The following is a 24,577-nucleotide window of genomic DNA, read 5'->3' as shown; positions in this document are numbered from 1 at the left end:
TTCCAGTGTTTTTTTATGTCTGGAAAAGTTAGCGTGACATTTGCGAATGGCTTTGATATTGTCTTAGCAAGAAGTATTTCCCGGAAAATTAATTGAATTAATTTGGCTCTACCCGCAATTTAAGCAAGGAAGGAATAATCAATGAAACAAGTTCAAGTTATTCAAGGCGACATCACAACGCTGGCGGTCGATGCAATTGTCAACGCGGCCAACACCACGCTGATGGGCGGGGGTGGCGTTGACGGCGCCATCCACCGGGCTGCCGGTCCGGCCCTGTATGCGGCCTGCCGCAAGTTCAACGGTTGCCCCACCGGAGAGGCCCGGATCACCAGCGGCTTTAATTTGCCGGCCCGCTACATCATTCATACCCCGGGACCGATCTGGCATGGTGGCACCGGGGATGAGGCCCAACTGCTGGCCAATTCGTACCGCAACAGCCTGCTCCTAGCGGAAGAACACAATTGTCGAACGGTGGCCTTTCCATCGATCAGCACTGGGGTCTATGCCTTTCCGCTTGACCAGGCGGCGCCAATCGCCCTGGAGACCATCCGGGACTTTCTGGCACAATCTACCAGTGTCGAGCAGGTGACGATGGTCTGCTTTGATCCCGCAACCCTCGCTGCTTATCGGGCGGTATTATGATAATGAATTGCTCGCGTTTAAGCGGGCTTTTTTATTTTCGCCAGTCGGAAATGTTATAATAAAACCAATTATGTAAAAAATCAGGTGAAAGAAATGGCACAAAAGCCAGTCAAATTAGACGATGTTGCGCGTGAGGCCGGGGTGTCCAAGACGACCGTTTCCCGCGTCTTGAACCAGCGTGGCTACCTTAGTGACGCAACCATTGCCAAGGTCCACCGCGCGATGGAGAAACTAAATTACCGGCCCAATGCGATTGCTCGCCAGCTTTATAAGCAGGAAACAAAGATTGTCGGCCTGATCTTTCCAACCACCGATGATCCCTTCTTCGGCCAATTGGAAGCAGCTCTGGAAAGTGAGCTTTATCACCGCGGCTATAAGGTCCTGATGGGAAATAGTCAGAACGATCCAGACAAGGAACGCAGCTTTTTGCGGCAGCTCCTGAACCGGCAGGTCGACGGCCTAATCGTCGGGGCTCACAATGAGGACATCGATGAATACCAGCGCACGACCCTGCCGATCGTTTCGATTGAACAGATTGTCAGCAGAAACGTTCCGGTGGTGTCGTCCGACAACTACAACGGGGGACGGCTCGCCACACAGCGGCTACTTGATGATGGCTGCCGGCACATTATCCACACCAACTATCCGGAAAACATTCCGACGCCGAACCACGAACGGCGTTTAGCCTATGAAGAATTGCTGCGGCTGCACGGGCGGACGCCGATCACCTACCACATCAGCTTTGATGATCCGGTTGAAAAGAAGCGCCAGGTGATTCGGCAGATTTTTGAAGAACATCCGGAGGTTGATGGGATCTTTGCCGATAACGATACCAACGCCGGTCTGATCATGAACGTGGCGCGGGAGTATAAACGCTTGATTCCAGAGGACCTGCGGGTGGTTGGCTATGACGGTGCCAATTCCACCCGGATTCTGTTGCCACAATTGACCACTGTTCAGCAGCCGATTGATCGGATGGCAAAGACCGCTGTGAAGCTGCTCCAGGCCCGTTTAGACGGGGAGTCAGTGGAGTCGGTGATGCTGCCGGTCAAGCTAATCGATGGGGGAACGGCCTAGTGCCGCTCTTTTTTATTTTAACTTTTTATGTCAACCGGTTGACAGAGAAAACAGAAAGCGCTAACATAAGAATCGTTGAAACAAGGAAGCGCTTTACTAACAACTGAGGAATTTTAGTAAAAAGAGGGACTTTTATCATGGCTCATGTTTCATTAGACAAGCAAGGCTTAAAGCAATTTGTACACGCAAACGAACTCGGTGAGATGCAGGCAATGGTCAACGCCGCCGACGAAGAACTTCGCAAGGGCACCGGTGCTGGCGCGGACTTCCGTGACTGGCTCCATTTGCCGACCGAATACGACAAGGAAGAATTCGCCCGCATCAAGCAGGCCGCCAAGAAGATCCAATCTGACTCCGACATCCTGGTCGTGATCGGGATCGGGGGCTCCTACCTGGGTGCCCAGATGGCCATCGACTTCCTGCACAACACCTTCTACCAAGCCCAGAGTGCTGAGGATCGCAAGTACCCACTGGTCATCTTTGCCGGGAACTCCCTGAGTTCAACCTACGTTCACGACCTGCTTCAGCTGATCGGCGACAAGGACTTCTCCGTCAACATCGTCTCCAAGTCCGGGACGACCACGGAACCATCCATTGCCTTCCGGATCTTCAAGGACAAGCTGATCGCCAAGTACGGTGAGAAAGAGGCCAACAAGCGGATCTACGCCACGACCGACAAGGCCAAGGGGGCCCTGAAGACCGAGGCCGACGCTCACGGTTACGAAAGCTTCGTCATTCCGGATGGGGTCGGCGGTCGTTACTCCGTTCTCTCCGCCGTTGGTCTCCTGCCAATCGCCGCTTCTGGTGCCGACATCGACCAGCTGATGGCCGGTGCCGCCCAGACCGAAAAGGACTTCGTTGACCCTGACCTGACCAAGAACGAAGCCTACCAGTACGCTGCCTACCGGAACATCCTGTACCGGAAGGGTTACGAAACTGAGCTGCTGGAAAACTACGAGCCAAACATGCGGATGTTCGCCGAATGGTGGAAGCAACTTGCCGGCGAATCCGAAGGGAAGGATCAAAAGGGCATCTACCCATCCAGTGCCAACTTCACGACCGACCTGCACTCCCTGGGTCAGTACATCCAGGAGGGCCGGCGCTTCCTGATGGAGACCGTGGTCAAGCTCGACCGTCCAAACTACGACGTTGACATCCCGAGCGAAGAGGACAACCTCGACGGTCTCAAGTACCTGGAAGGCAAGACGATGGACTTCGCCAACACCAAGGCCTACGAAGCTGTCGTTGCCGCCCACACGGCCGGTGGCGTTCCGGTCATGACCGTTCACATTCCAGAAGAGAACGAGTACACCCTGGGCTATTTGATCTACTTCTTTGAAGTGGCCATGGGCATCTCCGGCTACCTGAACGGGATCAACCCATTCAACCAGCCGGGCGTCGAAGCCTACAAGGTCAACATGTTTGGCCTGCTGGGCAAGCCGGGCTACGAAGAGGTCGGCGACAAGCTGCGGGCAGAGATGGAAAAGAACAACTAAGGAGGAGCCAAAATGATGTTATTAGGAAGTATTGAAGCCGGCGGGACCAAGTTCGTCTGCGCAGTCGGTGACACCAACTACCAAGTCAAAGATTCAATTCACATTCCAACGACCACGCCGGAAGAAACGCTGCAAAAGTGCATCGACTGGTTCGACCAGTACAAGGCCGACCTGTCAGCCATCGGGATTGCCTCATTTGGGCCAATCGAAATCCGCAAGAGCTCCCCAAAGTACGGTTACATCACCAGTACGCCAAAGCCAGGCTGGGCGGATACGAACTTTGTCGGCCCGTTCAAGGAGCACTTCAACATTCCGATCTACTGGACGACCGACGTCAACGGCTCCGCTTACGGTGAATATGTTCTCTCCACGCTGTTCAACAAGCGGGTCAACTCCCTGGTTTACTACACGATTGGGACCGGGGTTGGTGCCGGTGCCGTGATCGACGGCAAGTTCGTCGGTGAAACGGGGCACCCTGAGATGGGTCACATTCGCCTGAAGCGCCACCCAGACGACTTGGACTTCAAGGGCATCTGCCCATTCCACGGTGACTGCCTGGAGGGCTTGGTCAGCGGCCCAACCTTTGAGGCTCGGACCGGGAAGAAGGGGAAGGATGTTCCACTGACTGATCATGTCTGGGACATCATGGCCTACTATGTTGCTCAGGCCGCCCTGGACGCAACCCTGATGTTCCGGCCTGGCCAACTGATCTTCGGTGGCGGGGTCGTCAGCGAAGAGTTCCTGAAGAAGGTTCGGCCGAAGTTCATGGAGCTTCTGAACAACTATATCCCGATCGACAACGTGGATGAATACATCACGATGCCACTGGCCCAGAATAATGGTTCCGCCACGATCGGCGACTTTGCTCTGGCGCTGAAAGCCGCAACTGAATAATTGAGAAATTGAGAGAGAAAAGAAAAAAGGGGTACAAAATCTATGAAGGAAACTAAATTTATCCGGGTCTTAAGTGTCGTTGCCAGTGTGATCGCCGTCTGCATGTACGTTTCATACATTCCACAGATCATTAACAACCTTCACGGTGCCTACTGTGCACCTCTCCAGCCATTTGTGGCGGGCCTAAACTGCACGCTGTGGTCAATCTACGCATGGTTTAAGAGTGAACGTGACTGGGCGGTCTTTGTCGCCAACTTCCCGGGAATCTTCTTTGGCTTCATTACTTTCTTCACTGCCTTGCACTAAAATGTTCGTCTAATCATTTTGACTAATTACAAAGGGATCACCTGCTTAATTGTGGTGATCCCTTTGTATTATCCTCATTGCAGCCAAAGCTGGTCTTTTTGGTGGATCAAATGGTTAGTACTTGGGAAATGCTTTGCCATATAAACTGAATCAAGGTCAATAAAGCGAACGTTTTGGTGCGCATTAGCAAAAGCAACGGCGGCAGCTAAGCTTTCTGGTGCTTCGATCATGCAGCCAATCATGCAACAAATTCCGGCCGCCTGGCAGAGCTCATTAATCTGCGAAGCTGGGTAAAGACCACCACTTTTCATCAGTTTGATGTTTATCATGTCAGCGGCACCGGCTTTAATTACCCTTAGCGCATCTGCCGGGGTAAAGACGCTTTCGTCAAGCATGAGCGGCAGGGTGGTTCTTTCCCGGAGCTTCGCAAGGTTCGTTAACTGGTTTGCAGGCAGCGGCTGTTCGATAAAATCAAGGTTAAGATTAGCGGCCTCTAACAGGGCGAGACCCCGCCGTGCTTCCTGGTACGACCAGCCTTGGTTGACATCGACCCGGAAACTAACGGTGGGATCGATTGCCTGGCTAATTTTAGACAGGGTTGCAACGTCTTGTTCTACACTTCCGTTGCCAATTTTGACTTTGAGAGAATGGAAACCAGCTTTGACGAGATCCTTAGCTTCCGCCACCATCTGATCGGGGTCACCAATGCTGATGGTATAATCGGTTGCCATTGACTTCTTGGCCCCGCCAAGCAAATCGGTCAGCGGGCAGTGGAATGCTTTTGCCCGGGCGTTGTAAAGTGCAATATCTACAGCAGCTTTAGCGGGGTGGTTATTGCGGATGCTGCCCTGCAGAGTTGCCATTAGCGGTTCAAAAGCAGCGAGCGATTTACCGATCAGCTTAGGGCGAATGACATTTTCAATAATCATTTGCAAGCTGGCAAGCGTATCGCCGGTAACAACTTCATTCGGCGTTGCTGCACCGGTGCCACTGATCCCGTTCTGCAGAGTAATGGTCACCTTGACGGCCTGAATATCGTTGACCGTGTGTAGATGGGTCACGAATGGTCGCTTAAGTGGAATTTTTTCTAACTGGGTTTCAATTTTGACAATAGTTAAATCTGTACTCACGTTATGCACTTCCTCTGGTGAAATAATTAAATCTATTATAAGGAATTGAAGGAGAGAAAAGCAGAATTTAATTGCTAAAACCGAAGTTCCTAATAATCGAGTCTCTTGAGCACAGTAAAGTATGAAAAAGAAAGAAGCAAGTGCTGAAAAATTAAGGTTATTAATCGCTTTGATGCAAAAGCGACTAATTGCCGCGCACTATTCGGCAAGCAGAAATTGACTGTCTAGTGGAACCTGACTATAATGTCTCACAAACTTTGTCAATTGTAATCAGGTACTATTGGAGGTGCGTTGAGATGAGCAAGAGAAATATTGATACGGCATTCTTTGGGCACCCCCGGGGATTGTCGACGCTGTTCTTCACGGAAACGTGGGAACGGTTCAGCTACTACGGAATGCGGGCAATTCTGCTATTCTATATGTACTACGCCGTTAGCGAAGGTGGTCTGGGAATTAATAAAACCACGGCCGCGTCCATCATGGCAATTTATGGGTCGATGGTCTACCTCTCCAGTGTCATTGGTGGCTGGTTGGCAGACCGGATCTGGGGAGCACGTCGAACTGTCTTCTATGGCGGGATTTTGATTATGTTTGGGCATATCGCCCTTTCGCTGCCGCTTGCCAAGGGGGCGCTATTTGCCTCGATTGCTCTAATCGTTATGGGAACCGGACTTTTGAAGCCAAACATCTCAGATATGGTTGGTGGCCTTTATAGTGAGGAAGACCGGCGGCGAGATGCCGGCTTCAGTATTTACCTCTTTGGGATCAACTTGGGTGCTGCGGTGGCGCCCTGGGCAGTTCCGTGGGCTGCTGAGGGCTTTGGCCTACACCTCTTCGGTAATCAAACCAACTTCCATGCCGGCTTTTCATTGGCAGCCTTTGGAATGTTCTTTGGCCTCGTTCAGTACCTGATTGACGGGCGGAAATATCTGCCGGCCAGCAGTCTGCAGCCAACCGACCCGCTGGATTCAGAGCAGCGTTCTTCAATTATTGTCAAGACGCTGCTGGCAGTCGGGGCCTTGGTGGTTGTACTGGTTATTCTGGCAGCGTTTGGCCAATTAAACATCACCAATCTGATTACATTAGTGACGATCATTGCGATTGCCCTGCCGCTATACTACTTTGTCTGGATGCTGAATTCCAAGAAGGTTACCAAAGTCGAAAGAACGCGTGTGGTGGCCTACATTCCGCTATTTATCTCCGCTGTGATCTTTTGGATTATCGATGAGTCTGGATCGGTTGTCCTGGCCCTCTTTGCGGCACAGCGGACGATTCTGCACCTGGGCAGCTGGCACTTTACTGCTGCTAACTTTCAGACGCTGAACCCGCTTTTCATGATGATGCTAACCCCGCTTTTCGCACTGCTTTGGGACCATCTCAAAAAGCAGCCGAGCGCACCGGTCATGTTTGTGGCGGCGCTGGTTTTTGCCGGTCTTTCATATGCATTTATGGCTTTACCAGGTTTGATTCATGGGACGACCGCCGGACGAGTTTCGCCATTTTGGCTGGTCGGCTCTTGGTTCATCGTTGAGCTAGGGGAAGTTTCGCTGTCCCCAGTCGGCCTTGCGGTTACTAGTCGATTAGCACCGAAGGCCTTTAAATCTCAGATGATGAGTATGTACTTTCTGGCTGATGCAGCCGGTCAGGCGGTCAACGCCCAAATTGTCAAGTTCTATTCATCTGCGACTGAAGTTCCGTACTTCCTTACAGTTGGAACCGTCAGCATTGTCTTTGGGCTCTTCCTCCTTCTTTTTGTAAAGCGGATTAATCGCCTGATGGACCAAGCAGAGTAGCTGTGATGGGTGAAATAGAAGGGAGCAGATCGATCTTGACACGAACACTGAAGAGCCAATTGATTACTAACTGGGGAAAGATTATGAATGAGTACGGCAATGCTTCCTCAATTGCTGTTTTCCTCCAGAAGGAGCGCAGGGAATTCAGTTTTACGAATGAACCGAAGCTTCGCTATGAGACGGCCAGTACGGTCAAAGTTGCAGTTCTTTCGCTCCTGCTTCATACGAACAAAGGGCAGCTTGACCAAACTCAACAAAGACTTGCGGAAAAGATGATTCGCAATAGTAATAACAAAGCTACTACGGCAATTTTAGAGAACTATCTAGGTGGCATTCTGGCACTAAAGGCCATTTATCGCGACTTGAGGATGACCAATACGACGGCTTCTGACTGGTGGGGAACGACCCTGACAGTCCCACATGATCAGCTAAAACTGCTTCGGATGATTTACGGACCAACGAAAAGCGATTACTTAGATGATCGCTCCCGGAAGTATATTCAATCCCTAATGGCGAATACTAATCCGCAACAGCAGTGGGGAATTTCAGCAGGCAGTCCGCGCTTTTTCCTGAAGGATGGCTGGCGAAAAGCTAGTGACAATAAGAAATGGGAGGTCCACAGCATCGGTTGCATTCCGGATGCGCGCCAGAGCTACCTGATTGCGATCTATACACGCAACAATCGCAATTTTAATTCTGGTGTCAGCTACGTTGAAAAACTAGCTCGAACCACTCGTCAGATTTTAGATCAATAATTTAGTTTGAAATCACCCAGGATTATTTCCCGGGTGATTTTTTTGTCATCGCTTCAGTCGGCAATATTTGGTATGATACAGGAAAACGAATTTGTTCTATTGGGAGGAGAAAATCGTGGCAAAGGAAAAGAAAACACGGCGGGGATTGAGGAAGGGCCTGCTAGCGAGCAAACGGCGGCGCTGGCTGCTGCTTGCCGGGCTGCTGGTAGTAGTAATCGTGATCGCGGTGGCGGTCCGCGCTACAAATCAGCGAAAGGCAACCGCTCAACCAAAATACCGGACGATGAAGGTCAGTCGCCAGTCCGACTTTGCGTTGACGGGAAAGGTTGAAGCAACCCAAACCCAGGTACTGGCGCTGCCATCCGGTAAATTGCAGAGCCTAAACGTGAAGGATGGTGATCACGTTGCCCAGGGGACGCCGATCCTGACGACCCATAATGACGAGACCCAGGATAGTGCGACCGAGCTCCAGGGGGACCTGACTAAGGCCCAGCAGCAGGTCAAGTCGCAGCAGCAGACGATCAACAGCCTTCGCCAGCAAATCAGCAGTGCGGATGAGGACGAACAGGCGGACCTGCAAAGCCAGCTGACGGAGGCCCAGAACGCCTACAATGACGCCCAGGCCAGCGTTAGTTCGACCCAGTCCCGGCTCAACACGACCAACAGCAAGGTCAATCAAACGCTGACGGCCCCGTACGCGGGCTACGTGACGGTCGACCAATCCAAGCAAGGGCAGCCGGTAGTGACCCTCTATTCCGACAGCCTCCAATTTACCGGTCAGGTTTCCGAATACGACTACAGCAAGCTTCACCAGGGGACGACTCTGCAGGTCAAGGCGCTGGCAACCAATCGGACCGAAAAAACGCCGGTGTCGTACTTGGCCAAAGTGCCTACCAAGGCCACGGGCAATAACAGCAAGTACAAGGTAACCGCCAACCTGAACGCCAACAAGTTCATGGCCGGCCAGACCGCCAAGGCGTTCATTGCCCAGGACGGGGTGCGGATCCCGAAGTCTGCCGTCCGTCACGGGAAGGTCTTCGTCGTGATTGATGGCCGGGCCCAGTCGGTTCACGTCAGCGGTCACGCGGTTAACAGCTCCTACCTGGTTACCGATGGGGTTGACGCGGGCGATCGGATCGTGACCAACCCGGGGAAGCACCTGAAGGACAATACAAAGGTTGATCAAGATGATTAAGCTTGAGCACATCAACAAGTATTACCGCCAGGGCGATCACCGTTTCCATGTTCTGCACGACATTAGCTTAAACGTTGACCAGGGCGAGCTGGTGGCAATCATCGGGGAGTCCGGTTCGGGGAAATCGACCCTGATTAACATCATCGGCTTCCTCGACGATGACTTTGAGGGAACCTACTTTTACGAGGGCCAGCCGATCCATGACTATACGCGGAAGCAGTTTTCCAAGCTCCGCAACCAGAACGTTGGCTTCGTCTTTCAGAACTTTAAGCTGATCCGGGAGGCCTCGGTGGCGGAAAACGTGGCCCTGCCGCTTCTCTATGCCGGACAGCGGCGCAGCACCATCAAGGGCCGGGTCGAAGCGGTCCTCGATCAGGTCGGTCTGCACGGCTACGGCGACTCTCTGCCGCAAAACATGTCCGGCGGGCAGCAGCAGCGGGTCTCAATTGCCCGGGCGATCGTCAGCCATCCCCATTTTCTGATTGCCGATGAGCCGACCGGAGCCCTGGACACCGAGACCAGTCAGGAGATCATGAACCTCTTCAAAGAGCTCAACCAAAACGAGGGAACGACGATCATCATGGTCACCCACGACCCCAAGGTAGCAGCCCAGTGTGAGCGGATAGTAAAGATCATCGACGGTCGGGTCGTCAGCGACAGTCAGGAGGTGCGCGATGCGGGTAAGTGAATTAATTCGGACCGCGCTGCGTTCGCTGCGGGCCAACAAAAAGCGCAGTTTCCTGACCATCATCGGGATCATGATCGGGATCGCTGCCGTGATTACGATCCTGGGAATCGGGGACGGCATCACCCAGACGATGTACGACAAGTTCGGCAATAATGCCAAGCGGGGCCAGCAGACGACGGAGATCTACTACACCCCGGATAACGAAAATTCGGCGGTCAACGGCTTTAACCAGCAGGATTTGACCAACATCGACAACCAGTTTGGCGGAACGGTACGGCGGGTCCGGATCGAGCACGAAACGGCCAACCTCAACACCCACGCGGAGATCGGCGATACCCTGAAGCACACCACAGTTAGCCTGCTGAAAAAGCCGACCACCGACGTAAAAATGATTGCCGGGCACAATCTTTCCGCAAGCCAATTGGCAACCGGAGAGTCGGTCGCCCTGATGAAGGAGTCCCTGGCCAAGAAGCAGTACGGAACCGCGCAAAACGCCATTGGCACCACGGCCACGGTCGGCTCCACCAGCTACCGGGTGGTTGGCGTCTACCGTGGTCAGGCGGAATACTCCACGGATGGCGACGAAAACAAGTACGGGGTCGACCTCTTGTTGCCAAAGAGCCTCTACTACCAGGGCGATACCGCCAGTCAGGGGAACACGATCAAGCTAACCTTTGACCAGGGGGAGAATGCTGGCCGTCTTTCCCGCAAGGTCGAAAAATACCTAAAGAAGAACGGCAGCGCGGCCAGCCAGGGGACCTACACCTACGAGGACATGGAGAAGGCCCTCAAGCAGTTCTCCTCCCAGATGAGCATCATCACCAGCTTCATCAGCCTAATCGCCGCTATTTCCCTCTTCATCGCCGGAATCGGCGTTATGAACATGATGTACATCTCGGTGTCTGAGCGGACCCAGGAAATCGGGATTCGTTTGGCCGTCGGGGCGACTCCGGCCAACATCATGATGCAGTTCTTGATTGAGGCGGTCGTGCTGACGGTCACCGGGGGTCTGTTGGGATTTCTCGGCGGTGCCGGGCTGGCCCACCTGATCGCACCGCTTCTGTCGCATTCGATCGGCAGCGGCATTCATATCCACGCCCACATCACGCTGAATGCCTTCCTGCTGGCCTTTGGAACCTCGGCGGCGGTTGGCCTGATCTTCGGGATCTTGCCAGCCCGTCAGGCGGCTAATAAAAACCTGATCGATATTCTTCGCTAGGGCCCATTCGGCGCGATAGCTGGACTATAATAGACCTCGACAAGAATAGGGAGGAATAAGAAAGATGAACATTGTTTGGACTTGGGACGTCATTCGCCGGATCATTGAGGTAATCTGGGCGATTAACATTGCCTTTGCGATTTGGACGGTCTTTCGGACCCGGCGCGACATTGCGTCGACCTGGGCCTGGCTATTAGTTTTGTCACTGTTTCCAATCGTCGGCTTCATCGCCTATCTTTTCGTCGGGCGTAAACTGTCGAATGATGATATCTTCAACATCCGTGCCGAGCAACGGGCAATTGCTAAGAAACTGGTTGGTAAGCAGGAAGCGGTGATCAATAGTCGCCAGCCGGGCGCACCCCAGGGGCAGTTTGCCCGAGCGCGGCAGTTGATCCGCCTTTCGCTGGGCCTGGATAACGCCCTGGTGACCTTTAACAACCACGTGGACGTGTTCGCCGATGGGCACAAGCTCTTTGATAAAATGATTGAGGACATCGATGATGCCACGGATCACGTCTACATTGAGTTTTACACCTTTTATTCCGACGAGCTGGGGACGCGGATCCTGAAGGCACTCGAGCGGGCCGCCGCGCGCCACGTCACCGTGAAGGTTCTCTATGACCTGAGTGGCTCACGGGGGACCACTTTCCGTTTCTTTGCACACCTGGAGGAGCTCGGCGGGGAGGCCCAGCCATTTAACTCCCGGTCCGACAAGCGGATTTCGACCCCGCGGCTGAACTACCACCTCCACCGCAAAATCGTGGTGATCGACGGCAAGCTGGGCTACATCGGGGGCTTTAACATCGGTGACCAGTACCTGGGCGTTGACCCGAAGTTTGGCTACTGGCGCGATACCCACCTGCGGGTCATCGGCCAGGCCGCAATGCTTTTGACGGCACGCTTTGCGATGGACTGGAACACCACCTGCCGGAAGACTAACAAAACCCGGATCGATATCAGCAAGACCTTTACCAGCTTTAAGGTGAAGAAGCCGACGGGGGATGAAGATGAGGTCGCCATGCAGATCGTCTCGTCCGGCCCGGACAACGAAAACTTCGCGATCCGGCGAGGGTATGAGTCGATCATCAGCTCGGCCCGCAAGTACGTCTACATCCAGACGCCGTACCTGATCCCCGGGGAACCAATCCTGGAGTCGCTGATCATCGCAGCCCGGAGTGGGATTGACGTGCGGATCATGATCCCGGCCATGCCCGACTACCCCTTTGTCTACCGGGCAACCGAGTACTACGCGAAGTACCTGGTCAACAACGGGGTCAAGGTCTACAAGTACAACAACGGCTTCATTCACGCCAAGACGATGGTCAGCGGCAACAACCTCTCCTCGGTCGGTTCGGCCAACCAGGACTACCGCTCCTACCGGCTGAACTTCGAGGCCAACGCCTTTGCCTATAACGCCAAGCTGACGGCGCAGCTGAAAAAGATCTTTGAGGATGACATCAAGGACAGCACCTTACTGACGCCGGAATACTTCGCCTCGCAGTCGCGCTGGCGTAAGTTCAAGCAGTACTTCTCACGGCTCCTCTCGCCAATCTTATAGAATTCGAAAACCCGCTGCGGTGCATTTTGCGACTGCAGCGGGTTTAATAATGGATTAATTGCCAGCCAAAGATTGCAAGCGCTTCCAAGATTCGGTAAGATCAAAGAAAAAGGTAATTTTCGAAAGGATGATCGAAATGGCAAAGAAAATTATTTTAGACTGTGACCCGGGCCATGATGATGCCCTAGCAATGACGCTGGCGGTGGCGAATCCGGCAATTGACCTCTTAGCGGTGACCACCTCCGCGGGAAACCAGACTCCGGACAAAACATTGAATAATGCCCTGCGGATGCTGACGCTGCTGAAGCGCGAAGACATCCCGGTCGCTTCGGGGAACCAGACGCCCCTGGTGAAGCCCCTGGAGACGGCTTCTGAGGTTCACGGGGAAACCGGCTTAGACGGGGCCGATTTGCCGGATCCCGACTTTGCGGTTCAGAAAATGACCGCAATCGAATTGATTGCCAAGACGCTGCGCGAAAGTGACGATCAGGTCACCCTGGTGGTTACTGGGCCAATGACCAATGCGGCGCTTTTCCTGCGGGTCTACCCGGACCTGGCACGGGAGAAAATTGACCAGATTGTCTTCATGGGTGGCGCGATGGGCCTGGGCAACTGGCGGCCATCTGTGGAATTCAATATCTTCGTTGATCCCGAGGCGGCTAAAATTGTCCTGAACTTTGGTATCCCACTGGTGATGGCACCACTGAACGTTACCCATAAGGCCCAGATCATGAAGGACGAGATCGAAGCGGTTAAGGAGATTAAGAACCCCGTTGGCCAGGCATTCTATGGATTGCTGAGCTTCTTTGAACAGTACCATGAGAATCCAAAGTGGGGCTTCAAGGGGGCACCGCTTCACGACCCGTGCACGATTGCCTGGCTGATTGATCCGACGATGTTCAAGACCGACAAGATGAACGTTGACGTCGAAACGCAGGGCGACCTTACCCGGGGCGAAACGGTCTGTGATTACTACCAGCTGACCGGGAAGCCAGCAAATACCGAGGTGCTGCTAGACATCGACCGGCCACGATTTATCCAACTGATAATGGACTCACTGAAGAGCTTTGACTAAAAAAACAACCTGGAAGAAACTTGAGTGCTTCTTCCAGGTTGTTTTTAATTGGTGGTATTAGTAGTTGAACATTTCGGTAGACAGGTAACGGTCGCCGCCATCCGGTGAAACGGTGATGACCTTCTTACCCTTGCCCAGCTTCTTAGCCAGTTCAATGGCACCCTTGATGTTGGCGCCGGCGGAGATACCGACCAGGATCCCCTCTTGGTGGGCAACTTCCCGGGCCATGGCGATGGCGTCGTCACTCTTGATCTCGAGGATGCCGTCGTAAACATTCTGATCCAGCACCTCCGGAACGAAGCCGGCGGAGATTCCCTGGATCTTGTGCTTGCCACCGTGGCCTTCCTTCAGTACCGGTGATTCGGCTGGCTCCAGGGCGTAAACCTTGGTAGCTGGGTTAGCCTTCTTCAGGGCGTGACCGATCCCGGTCAGGGTGCCGCCAGTACCAACCCCGGCAACGAAGGCATCGGGCAGGTTGTCCTTGCCAAAGGCCTCGATGATTTCCTGACCGGTGGCTTCTTCGTGGATGGCCGGGTTGGCTGGGTTATCGAACTGCATCGGCATGAAGTAGCCCTTTTCCTTGACCAGTTCCTCGGCCTTGGCGATGGCGCCCTTCATCCCGTCGGCACCCGGGGTGAGGACCAGCTCGGCGCCGTAGCCCTGCATGAGCTTGCGCCGCTCAACACTCATCGTTTCCGGCATGGTGATTACCAGGTGGTAGCCCTTGGCCGCGGCGACCATGGCGAGGCCAACCCCGGTGTTACCAGAGGTTGGTTCGACGATCGTGCCGCCTTCCGTAAGTTTCCCGTCTTTTTCGGCCTTTTCAATCATGGCCAGAGCGATCCGGTCCTTGATAGAGCCGGCGGGGTTAAAGAATTCCAGCTTAACGTAGACATCAGCGGCGCCTTCCGGGACAACCCGGTTGAGCTTGACGATGGGGGTATTGCCGATCAGGTCGGTGATGGAATTAACGATTTCAGTCATAGTAATTACTCCTTTACTAAATTTTGGGCTTGGATACGGCTGGCAACCAGGTGGAGCCAGTTGTCAAAGAAAATGTGCTGGGCCGGCTGCCACTTGAACTGAGGACCCCGCATGTGAATGGGATCGAGGTAGTAGTTCTGTGGCTTAGCATACTCCCGGTCCGGGTAGGCGTTCTTTTCCCGGCGGTACTCCTTGGTCAGCGCCTCTCGCCCGTATTCCAGGTGAGAGAAGAGGAAGTACTGGGGATGGTGACGTGCCCGGAAGGAGAAGAGGTTTCCACCCGGGGTTACAGCCTCTAAAACTAAGTCGGGATGGTCAAAGATCTGCTGGTGGTCAAGCTCCGCGTAACGGGCGTGGGGAGCAAGGAAGCCATCGGGCAGGCCGGCCAAAAGCGGGCTGGCCTGCAGGAGGCGATTGGAATAGATGCCAAAGAGCTTGCTCGGCAACAGATGCTTGTCAACCCCGTACAGGTAGTTAGCGGCGGCCATTGCTCCCCAGCAGACGTAGAGCTGGGGAATGTCCAGCTCGTTGAGGCGGTCGATCAGTCGGTGAATTTCATCAATGTAGGTGATCTTGTCAAAGGGCAACTGTTCAATCGGCGCCCCGGTGATGATGAAGGCGTCGAACTGGTCGAGTTCGTCTAAAACGAGCGGTTGGGAGATGCGCTGGACAAGCTCGGGAACGGGCCGCCCCTGGTAATGCTGCTGGGGATACAAAAAGGTCAGCTTCACCGGGAAGGCCGATTGAGTAAGCACGTGCCGGAAACGCCGTTGGGTGTCAACCTTATCGTGCATTAAATTTAGGATCCCGATGTGAATGGGCGTCGTGGTCACGATATCACCTCAATTTTCGTGAAAATTTGGTACAAAAAAAGCTGTCGTTAATCTTCTGCGTGCGGGATTGCACTACGCCAAAAAGCCCACCATGCAAACGATGCTGGGAATTGAACGGAAGATTAACAACAGCAGGTAATGTGCTGGGACTGGCTGAGGGTTAATGTTTTAATCATAATCACCACTCCTTTTTACTTAACGCTTGTAATTTGTTAGCAACATTTTAACCCGATTTAGATTAAAAGTCAATTAGAAAGTAGCGAGCGGCCAGGAAGCGACCGGGACAGGGGAAGGCTTAGTCACCGAGCTGGACGCGGATGATCTTAACCTGATAAGCGGACTGCGGGGCCTGGACCGTCACGGTGTCGCCTGCCTGATGGTGCATGAGGGCGGCGCCAAGCGGAGAGTCAAAGGTAATTTTCTGCTTGGCCAGGTCGGCTTCCTGTTTGCCGACGATTTGGTAGGTGGCCTGGGCATCGTCGTCTTCAAACTGCAGGGTGACCCTGGTTCCCAGATCAACGTGGGAGTCGTCGGCGGGAGTGATGATTTGGGCATACTGAAGCTGCTTGTTGAGGTAGCGCAGTCGGCTCTCCAGGTGGCGCAGTTCCCGTTTGGCCGTGCTGTATTCGGTGTTTTCCGAGAGGTCGCCGAGGGCCCGGGCGGCCTTGAGCTGTTCGATCTTGGCCGGCCGCTGCTTTTGGAGAGTAGCGATTTGCTCCTCAATCTCGTGATAGCCGTTGGCCGTCATCTTTTGAAAGTAGACGTGCTTCATTTCCTCAACCAATTTTTTGCGCTGCATCGAGATCGATCCTTTCTTTTTTCGCTATTTTCCATTTATGGTATCATAGAATGGTAATTTAATTATTTGAGACGGAGGAATAATTGTAAAAATGAACGAGCAAGAAGAACATCTGAATCAGTTCCTCACTTCGTCCACGTATCACCAGCTTTCTGCCAACCAGCAGAAGCATGCCCAGGACATCCTGACCCGCTTTAACCAGCACATGTTAGACGAGCAGCACTTGGCCGACACCGCGTGGACACCCCAGGCGGTTCAAGAAGTGATGGTTGGTGACTTTATTGCGGACCCGACTCTGACCAATCAATTTGGCATTGCCGTGGCACCAGTATTAAAGGCCTATCAGCAGTTTTTGCAGGTTGACCAGCTCAAGGAGATTGAGGCTGCCATTGATTCGCAGCGGACGAACATGAACGCTTGCCGGAAGGCCCACCAGACCTGGGCCCAGCTGCACGGGGAAGCAACGCCGGCACCTGCCGAAAAGAAAGTCGCTAAGCCAAAGACAACCAAGAAGGCTACGCCAACCAAGAAGGCGCACCGGGCCGACTGGTCACCGGCAAAACTGGATCAGTTCATCAGCGATGCCAAGGCGGCGGTGGGGACGGCGCCGGAATTCCAGCACCAGTTCCTGGACCACGCCCAGCAGCAGTACATCGTGGTGGAGTTTTTGACCCTGATTCACCAGGAGTTCAACGAATACCCGGGCGAATGGGAATTTAGCGACCTGCAGCGGGTCTTAGGGATGATGATGCCGCTGGATCCGGACATTACTGCAAAGCAGATCCAAAACATCGTGCCAACTGCCCAGGCCCTCTTTGACTACCTCAAGCGGACCGACAAGATCGACATGGACCAGTACAAGACCGCACTCAAGGCGATTGCCAACATGCAGCCGTCCCAGTCAATGCTGGCCTCCCTTTCGCGCAAGGAACGGGAAACCCAGCTGGTCATGTCCTTCATCCGCAGCAACGGCGTCAACATTGACGACATGAAGGCCGCCGACCAGTGGATGGACGGGCACCGGGAAGAGGTCGCCGGCTTTATGCGGACCCTCCTGCGGCCGTGGCGTGAGTACGAGCACCAGCAGCTTGTTCAGCGGCAAAACGCGGCGCAACAGCGGGCCCGCCTCAGCCAACCGGGCGAAAAGGCGGTTCGCCACCACCGGGCACCACGGGGCATTAAGTTTAGCAAGAAGGCTCGGAAGAAGCACCACCGCAAATAAAGAGGTGAGAACAGGTGAGTATTCAGATTCCACAAAATATGACCGAGGTTGAGGTTCAGCTGATCGACCGCAAGAAGGCTGGCGAACAGGTCACCAAGGAAGAGATCATCCAAAATGCCGTCAAGGATACCCTTCAGGCCCTGATGGATGAGGCCCTGGAAGGCCACTACGATGACGTCAAGTGGGATGATCAGCAGCAAAACCTCCTGGTATTTGACATCATGGGCAAGCAGGTTGGAATGGCCCAGCCACAGCGGGGGACCTTTATTGAGGACTTCACCGCCAATCCCGACGGCCTGATGGACTACTTCACCACGGTTGTCACCAAGATTGTGGGCGGACGGTAAAAAAGTGAGTGGGAAAAAGCTTTAAAGAGCCCTGTATGGCTAAGTGTGGACGGAGGTTGGCGCTGCAAGCGTCGGCCTTCGTTCATGCTTAGACACTAAGGGCTCGCTTTTTTCCACGTTATCTTTATTAAAACTGGCTAGCAGGCGTGAATTTACGCTTGCTAGCCAGTTTTTGTTTTTAGCAAATTTTAGTTAAAACGCAGCGACAGGCAGGTCAGACCGCCGTCAATCTTGCTGAACTCCGACATGTTGGCCTCGTGGGTGGTGAAGCCGTTCTCTTCTAGCAGTTGCTTGACCCTGGGAAGCCGGCCGGCATGATGACGCCGTTGCCGGTGTTAATGCAGTTGACGGCGTAGTCCTCGCCGGCAGGAACCTTCAGCTGGTCGTAGTCCTTAAAGTAGGGACTGTCAATGTACTCGCCGGACACCAGCAGCTTGTTGTTGCCCATGTAGGTGGTGCCGGTCTTGAGGTGGAGAACCTGCTTAACCGGGACGGCCTTGACGGTTTTGCCGAACTTGGCGGCAATTTTACTAAACTGGTCGATTCCGGCCTGGTTGGTCCGCGCGGAGAGGCCAACGTAGATCAGGTCGTTGTCCACCGGCATGACGTCACCACCTTCGAGCGTTCCTGGGGCGGTGATTTCAAAGATCTGCTTGTCATCGTAGAACTTTTCAATCGCCGGCTTGATCAGCTCCCGCTCCTTTTGCCGGGTGTCCCTGGCGGGGTTGGTAATGACGGCGAAGTCATCAAAGACCACTGCCGGGTCCTCAACGAAACAGGAGTCCGGAAAGTCGGCCAATGGTGGCAAGGTAGTGACGGTGATGCCCAGCTTCTGCAGCAGGGCAACGTAGTCCTGGTGCTCCTTTAGTGCCAGCTCGTAATCGGGCTTGCCCTCGTCAGCATAGTCGTCAATCCCGTTCACCACGCTGGGTGCTGGTGTCCGAACAATTGCTTTGGTAAATAGCATGCTAATCCCTCCTTGAAATCGCTTGCAGGCGTTGCCTTAAGTATATGGGATTTAACTTCAAGTTGCAAAAGGGATGATAATCATTTTTTGATCATCATCCCTCGTATCTTACAGTGTGTTTTTAATGTCGTAAGGCTTCTGGCCCTTGCCGGGTTCCTTAGCGGCATCCTTGGCGTAGAAGATGGCGTATTCTTCATCGCCGGGGCCCTTGGCAATCACCAGATCGTCGTTGCGGCGTTCCCGCTTGAAAATCTGGCCCTTGCGCACGGCCTCGTTGTAGTCATGGATGTTGGCAATCGAATCGCCAGGATTGAAAAAGATCCGTGTTTCCATACTATCCTCCCCTTTCTTACGCGCGACTTGGTAAGTCTATTTTAGCACGATCGAGAACGTGACCGCGAGCGGCACGACGAAAATCATTCAGCCAGTAGCCATTTTCTAGCGGCAGCACGGTGTCCAGTGCGTAAACGGTCAGGGTATAGTCGTGGGTCTTATCCGGTGGCTGTGGGCCGACATAGCCGTTGGCAATCCGCGGGTCACCATTGACCAGTCGGCCGGCGTTGCTGTTGCGGCCCTGGACAAACTGGTCGGCGAGCTGGCGGCTGGCATCGGCCGGTAATTCAGTCATGCTTGCCGGAATGTTGGCGGCTAGCCAGTGAATCCAGGTAAAACCGCAGACCGGGGTGGAGTCAAAGTCCACGAAAACGATGGCAAACGACTTGGTGCCGGCGGGAGCGCCACTGATCGAAATTGGGAAGGACTTGATCGGGTGATCCGCCAGCATGGCAGAGGTGGGGGCGTACTTACCGTATTCGTCCGCCAATAAGCCATCTTCGAGAGGTACAGAAATCTTCATAAAACCCATCTCCTATTCAAGATAATTGTGCCGCAGCTGCGCTAGTTCCGTCGGGCTAATTGCGAGATAGTCGGTCAGGTAGTGATGGACGTCCCCGTAATTAGCCTCGATCGTCGTGATTGCCTTAGTCAGGTAATCGGAATTGACGGAGGCCAGCTCACGGCGGTTATTAATCAGGGCGTCGGTCGTCGGACCCTGAGGCAGGTTTTGCCGCATCTGGGCCAGCCAATGCTCCCGGAAGTCCTTCGTTACCCGATTGGTCAGCAGGTAGTCCTGCAAAATTGTTTCACGGGGAACATTCAGCGCACTGAGGAGCAGGAAGGCCGCCATCCCGGTCCGATCCTTGCCGGCGGTGCAGTGGAAGATGGCCGCACCCTGGTCATTGGCGGCCAGGCGAGCGAACATTTCCTGGTAGGCCTTCTTAGCGCTCTGCATGGTGGCCATTCGTTCGTAGACCACCAGCATGTGACGGTAACCGTTGCCGGGCTTGCTCATCTGCTTGGCGATTTCCTCATCGCTGTGCGAGGCGTCGGTCTCATCCTCGGCAAAGACGGGCAGATGGTAGTAGTTCGCCCCGGCAGGAACGCGGTCGGGATCCTTTTTGATTTCCGCAAAGCCCCGCAGATCGATGTCGACGGTAACGGGGATGCGGGCAAGCTTGGTCAGGTCCTGGTCATCAAGCTCCGCCAGCGACCCGGTGCGGAGGAGCCGCCGCCACTTCACCGTGTGGCCGTCAGTGGTTTGGTAGCCACCAAGGTCGCGGAAATTGTGGCCACTAGTAATGTCAAGTAAACGTTCTGGCATTGTGATCCTTCTTTCGTTAAGTTAGTTAATTCCTATTTTATACCATTTTTACCCAAAAATGGGGTCAAAGCCGTTGCCAGCTTCTTGCCGGCCGCACAAGATCCTGCCTGGTCGGGATGGAGGCCGTCGGTAAAGGACGGGCACCAGCCGGCGGTATTGATAACCGGGAGGCGGTGCCTGTGGCCAATTGTGGTGATCAGTGACCGAAAGCTCTGGCTAAACGGCACCAGGAGGACGACGGGGATGGCGGGGAAGGTTGTCAGAACCTGAACGATAAAGGCTTCATAGGCGGTGGCGAAGTCCGCACTGCTGAAGCGGCGGTCATTTACGCCGAGGTTGACCACCACGAGCTGGGGCCGGTTGGGCTGCCAAGGGGTGGCCAGGTCGATTCGGGGCAAAAAACCGCTGGCCACGGGCACGCCACCGGTCGCCGGGCGCAGCACCCCGCCGGCGGAATAGGCGATCCGAACGCTGTCGACGCCGAGCCGGTCGGCTGCAATGGCCGTATAGTTGCTTTCAGGCCGGTAGTCGACGGCGGCGTGCTTCCCGTTGACCCAGCAGCCGGCCGTGATTGAGTCGCCGATGAAGTCGACGACGGGTTTGGCCGCTGCCATTGTGATTTGTCCCGCATCGTCAATTTCAACTGAGCGGATGGCAAACCCCTGGTCGCCGTCCCACACCGCATCGAGATCGCTGTTGCCTGCGGTCATGACCTCGATTGTGTGGGAAGCGGGGCTGATGGTGAAGCTGGTCCTGCCGCCGCTGGCCGGGAATCGCTGCCAGGCTTGGCCGTCGATCCGCACGGCGTACTGCTGGCTGGGGCCGAGCTGGGCATGGTGGTTCTCCACGTTGACGATGAAATGGTGGCTCTTGGTCACTTGACAGCGGAGCACGCTTCCCAGGTTGGTCGTATAAAGGACCGGACCGTCGGGAAAATCTTTAATGGTCCAGCGGCCGGTGCGCTTGGCGAGGGGGAGCAATTGTTGTGGGGAATAGGTCTGCATAACGAGCCTTCTTTCGCAAATTCTAATTTTAAGTATGGTACCACAAAGCCGCGGCAGATGGACGGTCTGCCGGTATTTCGCGAAAGCGCTTGCAAAACTTATAAAATAAAAATGTAAGCGCTTATTGACAAATCGGGTAAAGAAGACTAAATTAGATTTAGTAAAAGTTTACTACACTTGTTTTACAATCTGTTGGATTGAAGCATGGAGGTTATTGTGATGGATAAACAACAATTTTTAGATGAATATAAAAAGGTCTTCAACGAAAACGGCAAGGACGTCTTTTTCTCACCAGGCCGGATCAATGTGATCGGTGAACACACCGACTACAACGGTGGACACGTTTTCCCATGTGCCATTAGTATTGGTACTTACGGGGTTTACGGTCCGCGTGAGGACACCACGGTTGCCATCTACTCCGCTAACTCCGCCAAGGAAGAAAACAGTAAGATCATCACCTTTGACATCAATGATGACCAACCACAAACTGCCAAGGACGAGAAGTGGGTTAACTACTTCAAGGGGATGCTGGTTTACCTGAAGCAACGCGGCTACAAGATTGACCACGGGTTCAACTTCTACATCCATGGTTACCTGCCATACGGTTCTGGCCTTTCTTCATCTGCTTCCATCGAAATGCTGATGGGGAACCTGCTGAAGGAAGAATTCAACCTCGACATCGACGAAATCGAACTGGTTAAGCTCGGTCAGAAGACGGAAAATGACTTTGTTGGTCTGAACTCCGGAATCATGGACCAGTTCGCTGTCGGCATGGGGAAGAAGGACAACGCCATCTACCTCGACTGCAACACCCTGGAATACAAGTACCTGCCACTGGAACTCGGTGACTACGAAATCGTCATCATGAGCACCAACAAGACCCACTCCCTGGCTGGCTCCAAGTACAACGAGCGGGTTCAGGAATGTGAAGAGGCCGTTAAGCGTCTGAGCAAGAAGCTCGACATCAAGAAGCTGGGTGAAATTGACCTCGACACCTTCGACCAATACACCTACCTGATCAACGACGACACCCTGATTCGTCGTGCCCGTCACGCCGTTAGCGAAAACGAACGGACCAAGAAGGCCATCGACGCAATGCAAAAGGGTGACCTGGAAGAGCTTGGCCGCCTGATCAACGCCTCCCACGTTTCACTGAAGTACGACTACGAAGTCACCGGGAAGGAACTGGATACCCTGGCTGAAAATGCTTGGGAACAACCAGGCTGCCTGGGTGCCCGGATGGTCGGCGGCGGTTTCGCCGGCTCCGCTATTGCGATCGTCAAGAAGTCTGCTGCTGACGAATTCAAGAAGAACATTGGCAAGATCTACCGTGACAAGATCGGTTACGACGCCAGCTTCTACGATGCCGAAGTTGTCGACGGCCCACACAAGCTTTAATTCGTATTTACTTGTTTGAACGCTGAAAATGAGGGGAACGAGATTCAATGAAGTTAATGGAAGAATATGCTGATAAGGTCATTGCAAGCGGCGCTTATGAACCGCTGGACCGGATCTACGTCTTGAACAAGATCCGCGGCTTTGTCGGTGATGAAGACGTTGAAGCAAAAGACGGGGAATCCCTGGTTAGCCAACTGGTCGACCTGGCTGTTTCACGCGGCAAGATCGAGGACGGTCAGACGGCGCGCGAAATCTTAAACGACCAGCTGTATGACCTGATGACGCCACGCCCGTCCGTTGTTAACCACGAATTCTGGGAAAAGTACCAGCAGTCACCGGACACGGCAACCAACTGGTTCTACAACCTGTGTACCAGCAACAACTACGTCAAGGTCGAAGCCATCAAGAAGAACGTCGTCTTTGACAAGCCAACCAAGTACGGCAACCTGGAAATTACCATCAACCTTTCGAAGCCGGAAAAGGATCCAAAGGCCATTGCTGCTGCTGCCCACGACACCAAGAAGAAGTACCCACAATGTGCCCTCTGCATGGAAAACGAAGGCTACAAGGGTCGCTTAGGCCAGGCTGCGCGGAGCAACCACCGGGTCATTCGGATGATGATCGGCGGTCACAAGTGGGGCTTCCAGTACTCACCATACGCCTACTTCAACGAACACTGCATCTTCTTGGACAGCAAGCACGAACCAATGCACATCAACCGGCAGACCCTGATCAACCTGGTCGAGATTGAGAAGCAGATTCCTGCTTACTTCGTTGGCTCCAACGCCGACCTGCCAATCGTCGGTGGCTCCATGTTGGCCCACGAACACTACCAGGGTGGTCGGCACAGCTTCCCAATGATGAAGGCTGAGATCAAGAAGCCGCTTGAATTCAAGGACTTCCCAGATGTCGAAGCCGGCATCGTCAACTGGCCAATGAGCGACATTCGCCTGACCAGTGCCAACACTGAACAACTGATTGACCTCGGAACCCACATCATCAACGTTTGGGATCACTACAGCGACGAGAGCCTGAGCATCAAGGCCTTCGATGGTGATACCCGTCACCACACGGTTACGCCAATCATGCACCGTGACGGCAAGAAGTTCGTCCTCGACCTGGTTCTGCGTGACAACAACACCAGCGATCAGTACCCACTGGGCATCTTCCACCCACACGAAAAGCTCTGGCACATCAAGAAGGAAAACATCGGCCTGATCGAAGTCATGGGCCGGGCAATCCTGCCAGCACGGCTGAAGAGTGAATTGGCCGAAGTTAAGAAGTTCTGGCTCGGCGAAGACAACCAGATTGCCGACAGCCACTTGCCATGGGCCAAAGAAATCCAGGCCAAGATGACCATTACCAAGGACAACGTGGACGAAGTGATGGAACAGGAACTGGCCAACGTCTTTGCCAACGTGCTTGAAAATGCCGGGGTCTTCAAGGATGACGCCGCGGGTCAAGCCGGCTGGGATCGCTTTGTTGAAAAATTATAGTAAAAGTTGGTAAAATAGTTTGTACTTAAAACGGAAAGG

At 53.8% G+C, this 24,577-nt stretch carries 25 protein-coding genes; 16 read left to right on the top strand and 9 right to left on the bottom strand.

The annotated features are described in order from the left end of the window. Positions 1 to 141: 141 nt before the first annotated feature. From LKE23_RS06240 to LKE23_RS06220, 5 genes are all read left to right on the top strand, one after another. Positions 142 to 642, top strand: a complete 501-nt coding sequence (locus LKE23_RS06240) for an O-acetyl-ADP-ribose deacetylase (protein WP_291976478.1) — start codon at positions 142 to 144, stop codon at positions 640 to 642. Positions 643 to 735: 93 nt separating this feature from the next. Continuing rightward, positions 736 to 1,719, top strand: coding sequence for a LacI family DNA-binding transcriptional regulator (locus tag LKE23_RS06235; RefSeq protein WP_291976477.1), 984 nt, complete (start codon positions 736 to 738; stop codon positions 1,717 to 1,719). A gap of 137 nt (positions 1,720 to 1,856) precedes the next feature. Beyond that, entirely contained in the window at positions 1,857 to 3,215 is a 1,359-nt protein-coding gene (locus LKE23_RS06230; protein WP_291976475.1) for a glucose-6-phosphate isomerase, read from the top strand. Positions 3,216 to 3,230: 15 nt separating this feature from the next. Then, positions 3,231 to 4,109, top strand: a complete 879-nt coding sequence (scrK, locus tag LKE23_RS06225; RefSeq protein WP_291978273.1) for a fructokinase ScrK — start codon at positions 3,231 to 3,233, stop codon at positions 4,107 to 4,109. Positions 4,110 to 4,151: 42 nt separating this feature from the next. Further along, positions 4,152 to 4,415 carry a SemiSWEET family transporter gene (locus LKE23_RS06220; RefSeq protein WP_267202015.1) on the top strand — a complete coding sequence of 88 codons (264 nt, stop codon included), beginning with the start codon at positions 4,152 to 4,154 and terminating at the stop codon, positions 4,413 to 4,415. Positions 4,416 to 4,489: 74 nt separating this feature from the next. Here the strand turns inward: LKE23_RS06220 and LKE23_RS06215 are convergent, their stop codons facing one another. Further along, a complete protein-coding gene (locus tag LKE23_RS06215) occupies positions 4,490 to 5,545 on the bottom strand; it encodes a dipeptide epimerase (RefSeq protein WP_291976474.1) in 1,056 nt (351 codons plus the stop codon). A 296-nt stretch (positions 5,546 to 5,841) separates the two neighbouring features. Between LKE23_RS06215 and LKE23_RS06210 the strand changes: the two genes are divergently transcribed. The 7 genes from LKE23_RS06210 (at position 5,842) to rihA (ending at position 13,828) form a co-directional block, all read left to right on the top strand. Then, entirely contained in the window at positions 5,842 to 7,338 is a 1,497-nt protein-coding gene (locus LKE23_RS06210) for a peptide MFS transporter (RefSeq protein WP_291976473.1), read from the top strand. A 35-nt stretch (positions 7,339 to 7,373) separates the two neighbouring features. Then, on the top strand, positions 7,374 to 8,093 hold the full coding sequence (locus tag LKE23_RS06205; RefSeq protein ID WP_291976472.1) for a serine hydrolase: 720 nt from the start codon (positions 7,374 to 7,376) through the stop codon (positions 8,091 to 8,093). 115 nt (positions 8,094 to 8,208) lie between these two features. Beyond that, on the top strand, positions 8,209 to 9,288 hold the full coding sequence (locus LKE23_RS06200) for an efflux RND transporter periplasmic adaptor subunit (RefSeq protein ID WP_291976471.1): 1,080 nt from the start codon (positions 8,209 to 8,211) through the stop codon (positions 9,286 to 9,288). Further along, positions 9,281 to 9,976 carry an ABC transporter ATP-binding protein gene (locus tag LKE23_RS06195; RefSeq protein WP_291976469.1) on the top strand — a complete coding sequence of 232 codons (696 nt, stop codon included), beginning with the start codon at positions 9,281 to 9,283 and terminating at the stop codon, positions 9,974 to 9,976. The genes LKE23_RS06200 and LKE23_RS06195 overlap by 8 nt, the downstream gene beginning before the upstream one ends. Next, positions 9,963 to 11,195, top strand: a complete 1,233-nt coding sequence (locus LKE23_RS06190; RefSeq protein ID WP_291976468.1) for an ABC transporter permease — start codon at positions 9,963 to 9,965, stop codon at positions 11,193 to 11,195. The genes LKE23_RS06195 and LKE23_RS06190 overlap by 14 nt, the downstream gene beginning before the upstream one ends. A 64-nt stretch (positions 11,196 to 11,259) precedes the next feature. Then, complete coding sequence (cls, locus tag LKE23_RS06185; RefSeq protein ID WP_291976466.1) at positions 11,260 to 12,753, top strand: cardiolipin synthase; 1,494 nt, start codon at positions 11,260 to 11,262, stop codon at positions 12,751 to 12,753. A gap of 136 nt (positions 12,754 to 12,889) precedes the next feature. Further along, the gene (rihA, locus tag LKE23_RS06180) at positions 12,890 to 13,828 is read left to right on the top strand and encodes a pyrimidine-specific ribonucleoside hydrolase RihA (protein ID WP_291976465.1); all 939 of its coding nucleotides are present in this window, start codon (positions 12,890 to 12,892) and stop codon (positions 13,826 to 13,828) included. Between the two features lie 57 nt (positions 13,829 to 13,885). Here rihA and cysK read toward each other — a convergent pair whose 3' ends face one another. From cysK to greA, 3 genes are all read right to left on the bottom strand, one after another. Further along, positions 13,886 to 14,812 carry a cysteine synthase A gene (cysK, locus tag LKE23_RS06175; RefSeq protein ID WP_291976463.1) on the bottom strand — a complete coding sequence of 309 codons (927 nt, stop codon included), beginning with the start codon at positions 14,810 to 14,812 and terminating at the stop codon, positions 13,886 to 13,888. Positions 14,813 to 14,817: 5 nt separating this feature from the next. Next, positions 14,818 to 15,645 carry a homoserine O-acetyltransferase/O-succinyltransferase family protein gene (locus LKE23_RS06170; RefSeq protein WP_291976461.1) on the bottom strand — a complete coding sequence of 276 codons (828 nt, stop codon included), beginning with the start codon at positions 15,643 to 15,645 and terminating at the stop codon, positions 14,818 to 14,820. A 295-nt stretch (positions 15,646 to 15,940) separates the two neighbouring features. Next, a complete protein-coding gene (greA, locus tag LKE23_RS06165; RefSeq protein ID WP_291976459.1) occupies positions 15,941 to 16,444 on the bottom strand; it encodes a transcription elongation factor GreA in 504 nt (167 codons plus the stop codon). A gap of 91 nt (positions 16,445 to 16,535) precedes the next feature. Here greA and LKE23_RS06160 point away from each other — a divergent pair, with 91 nt between their 5' ends. Both LKE23_RS06160 and LKE23_RS06155 read left to right on the top strand, forming a co-directional pair. Next, positions 16,536 to 17,666, top strand: coding sequence for a hypothetical protein (locus LKE23_RS06160; RefSeq protein ID WP_291976458.1), 1,131 nt, complete (start codon positions 16,536 to 16,538; stop codon positions 17,664 to 17,666). A 14-nt stretch (positions 17,667 to 17,680) separates the two neighbouring features. Continuing rightward, positions 17,681 to 18,013 (top strand): hypothetical protein, encoded by a 333-nt coding sequence (locus LKE23_RS06155; protein ID WP_291976456.1) that lies wholly within the window; start codon positions 17,681 to 17,683, stop codon positions 18,011 to 18,013. 280 nt (positions 18,014 to 18,293) lie between these two features. Here the strand turns inward: LKE23_RS06155 and LKE23_RS06150 are convergent, their stop codons facing one another. From LKE23_RS06150 to LKE23_RS06130, 5 genes are all read right to left on the bottom strand, one after another. Further along, positions 18,294 to 18,980: a dimethylarginine dimethylaminohydrolase family protein gene (locus tag LKE23_RS06150; RefSeq protein ID WP_291976455.1), complete on the bottom strand. Its 687-nt coding sequence runs from the start codon at positions 18,978 to 18,980 to the stop codon at positions 18,294 to 18,296. Positions 18,981 to 19,088: 108 nt separating this feature from the next. Further along, positions 19,089 to 19,313 carry a hypothetical protein gene (locus tag LKE23_RS06145; protein WP_291976454.1) on the bottom strand — a complete coding sequence of 75 codons (225 nt, stop codon included), beginning with the start codon at positions 19,311 to 19,313 and terminating at the stop codon, positions 19,089 to 19,091. Between the two features lie 16 nt (positions 19,314 to 19,329). Beyond that, entirely contained in the window at positions 19,330 to 19,836 is a 507-nt protein-coding gene (locus LKE23_RS06140) for a YbhB/YbcL family Raf kinase inhibitor-like protein (protein WP_291976453.1), read from the bottom strand. A gap of 12 nt (positions 19,837 to 19,848) precedes the next feature. Beyond that, entirely contained in the window at positions 19,849 to 20,640 is a 792-nt protein-coding gene (locus LKE23_RS06135; protein ID WP_291976452.1) for a tyrosine-protein phosphatase, read from the bottom strand. A 32-nt stretch (positions 20,641 to 20,672) separates the two neighbouring features. Continuing rightward, complete coding sequence (locus LKE23_RS06130; protein ID WP_434737591.1) at positions 20,673 to 21,644, bottom strand: GDSL-type esterase/lipase family protein; 972 nt, start codon at positions 21,642 to 21,644, stop codon at positions 20,673 to 20,675. Between the two features lie 219 nt (positions 21,645 to 21,863). Here LKE23_RS06130 and LKE23_RS06125 point away from each other — a divergent pair, with 219 nt between their 5' ends. Next, positions 21,864 to 23,042, top strand: coding sequence for a galactokinase (locus tag LKE23_RS06125; RefSeq protein ID WP_291976450.1), 1,179 nt, complete (start codon positions 21,864 to 21,866; stop codon positions 23,040 to 23,042). 47 nt (positions 23,043 to 23,089) lie between these two features. Then, positions 23,090 to 24,538, top strand: a complete 1,449-nt coding sequence (locus tag LKE23_RS06120) for a UDP-glucose--hexose-1-phosphate uridylyltransferase (protein ID WP_291976449.1) — start codon at positions 23,090 to 23,092, stop codon at positions 24,536 to 24,538. Positions 24,539 to 24,577: the final 39 nt, after the last annotated feature.

It is taken from the genome of Limosilactobacillus sp. (genome assembly GCF_022482365.1).
GTDB lineage: Bacteria > Bacillota > Bacilli > Lactobacillales > Lactobacillaceae > Limosilactobacillus.
The sequence above is the reverse complement of the archived record's forward strand: the minus strand, read 5'-3'. Positions and strand labels throughout refer to the sequence as shown.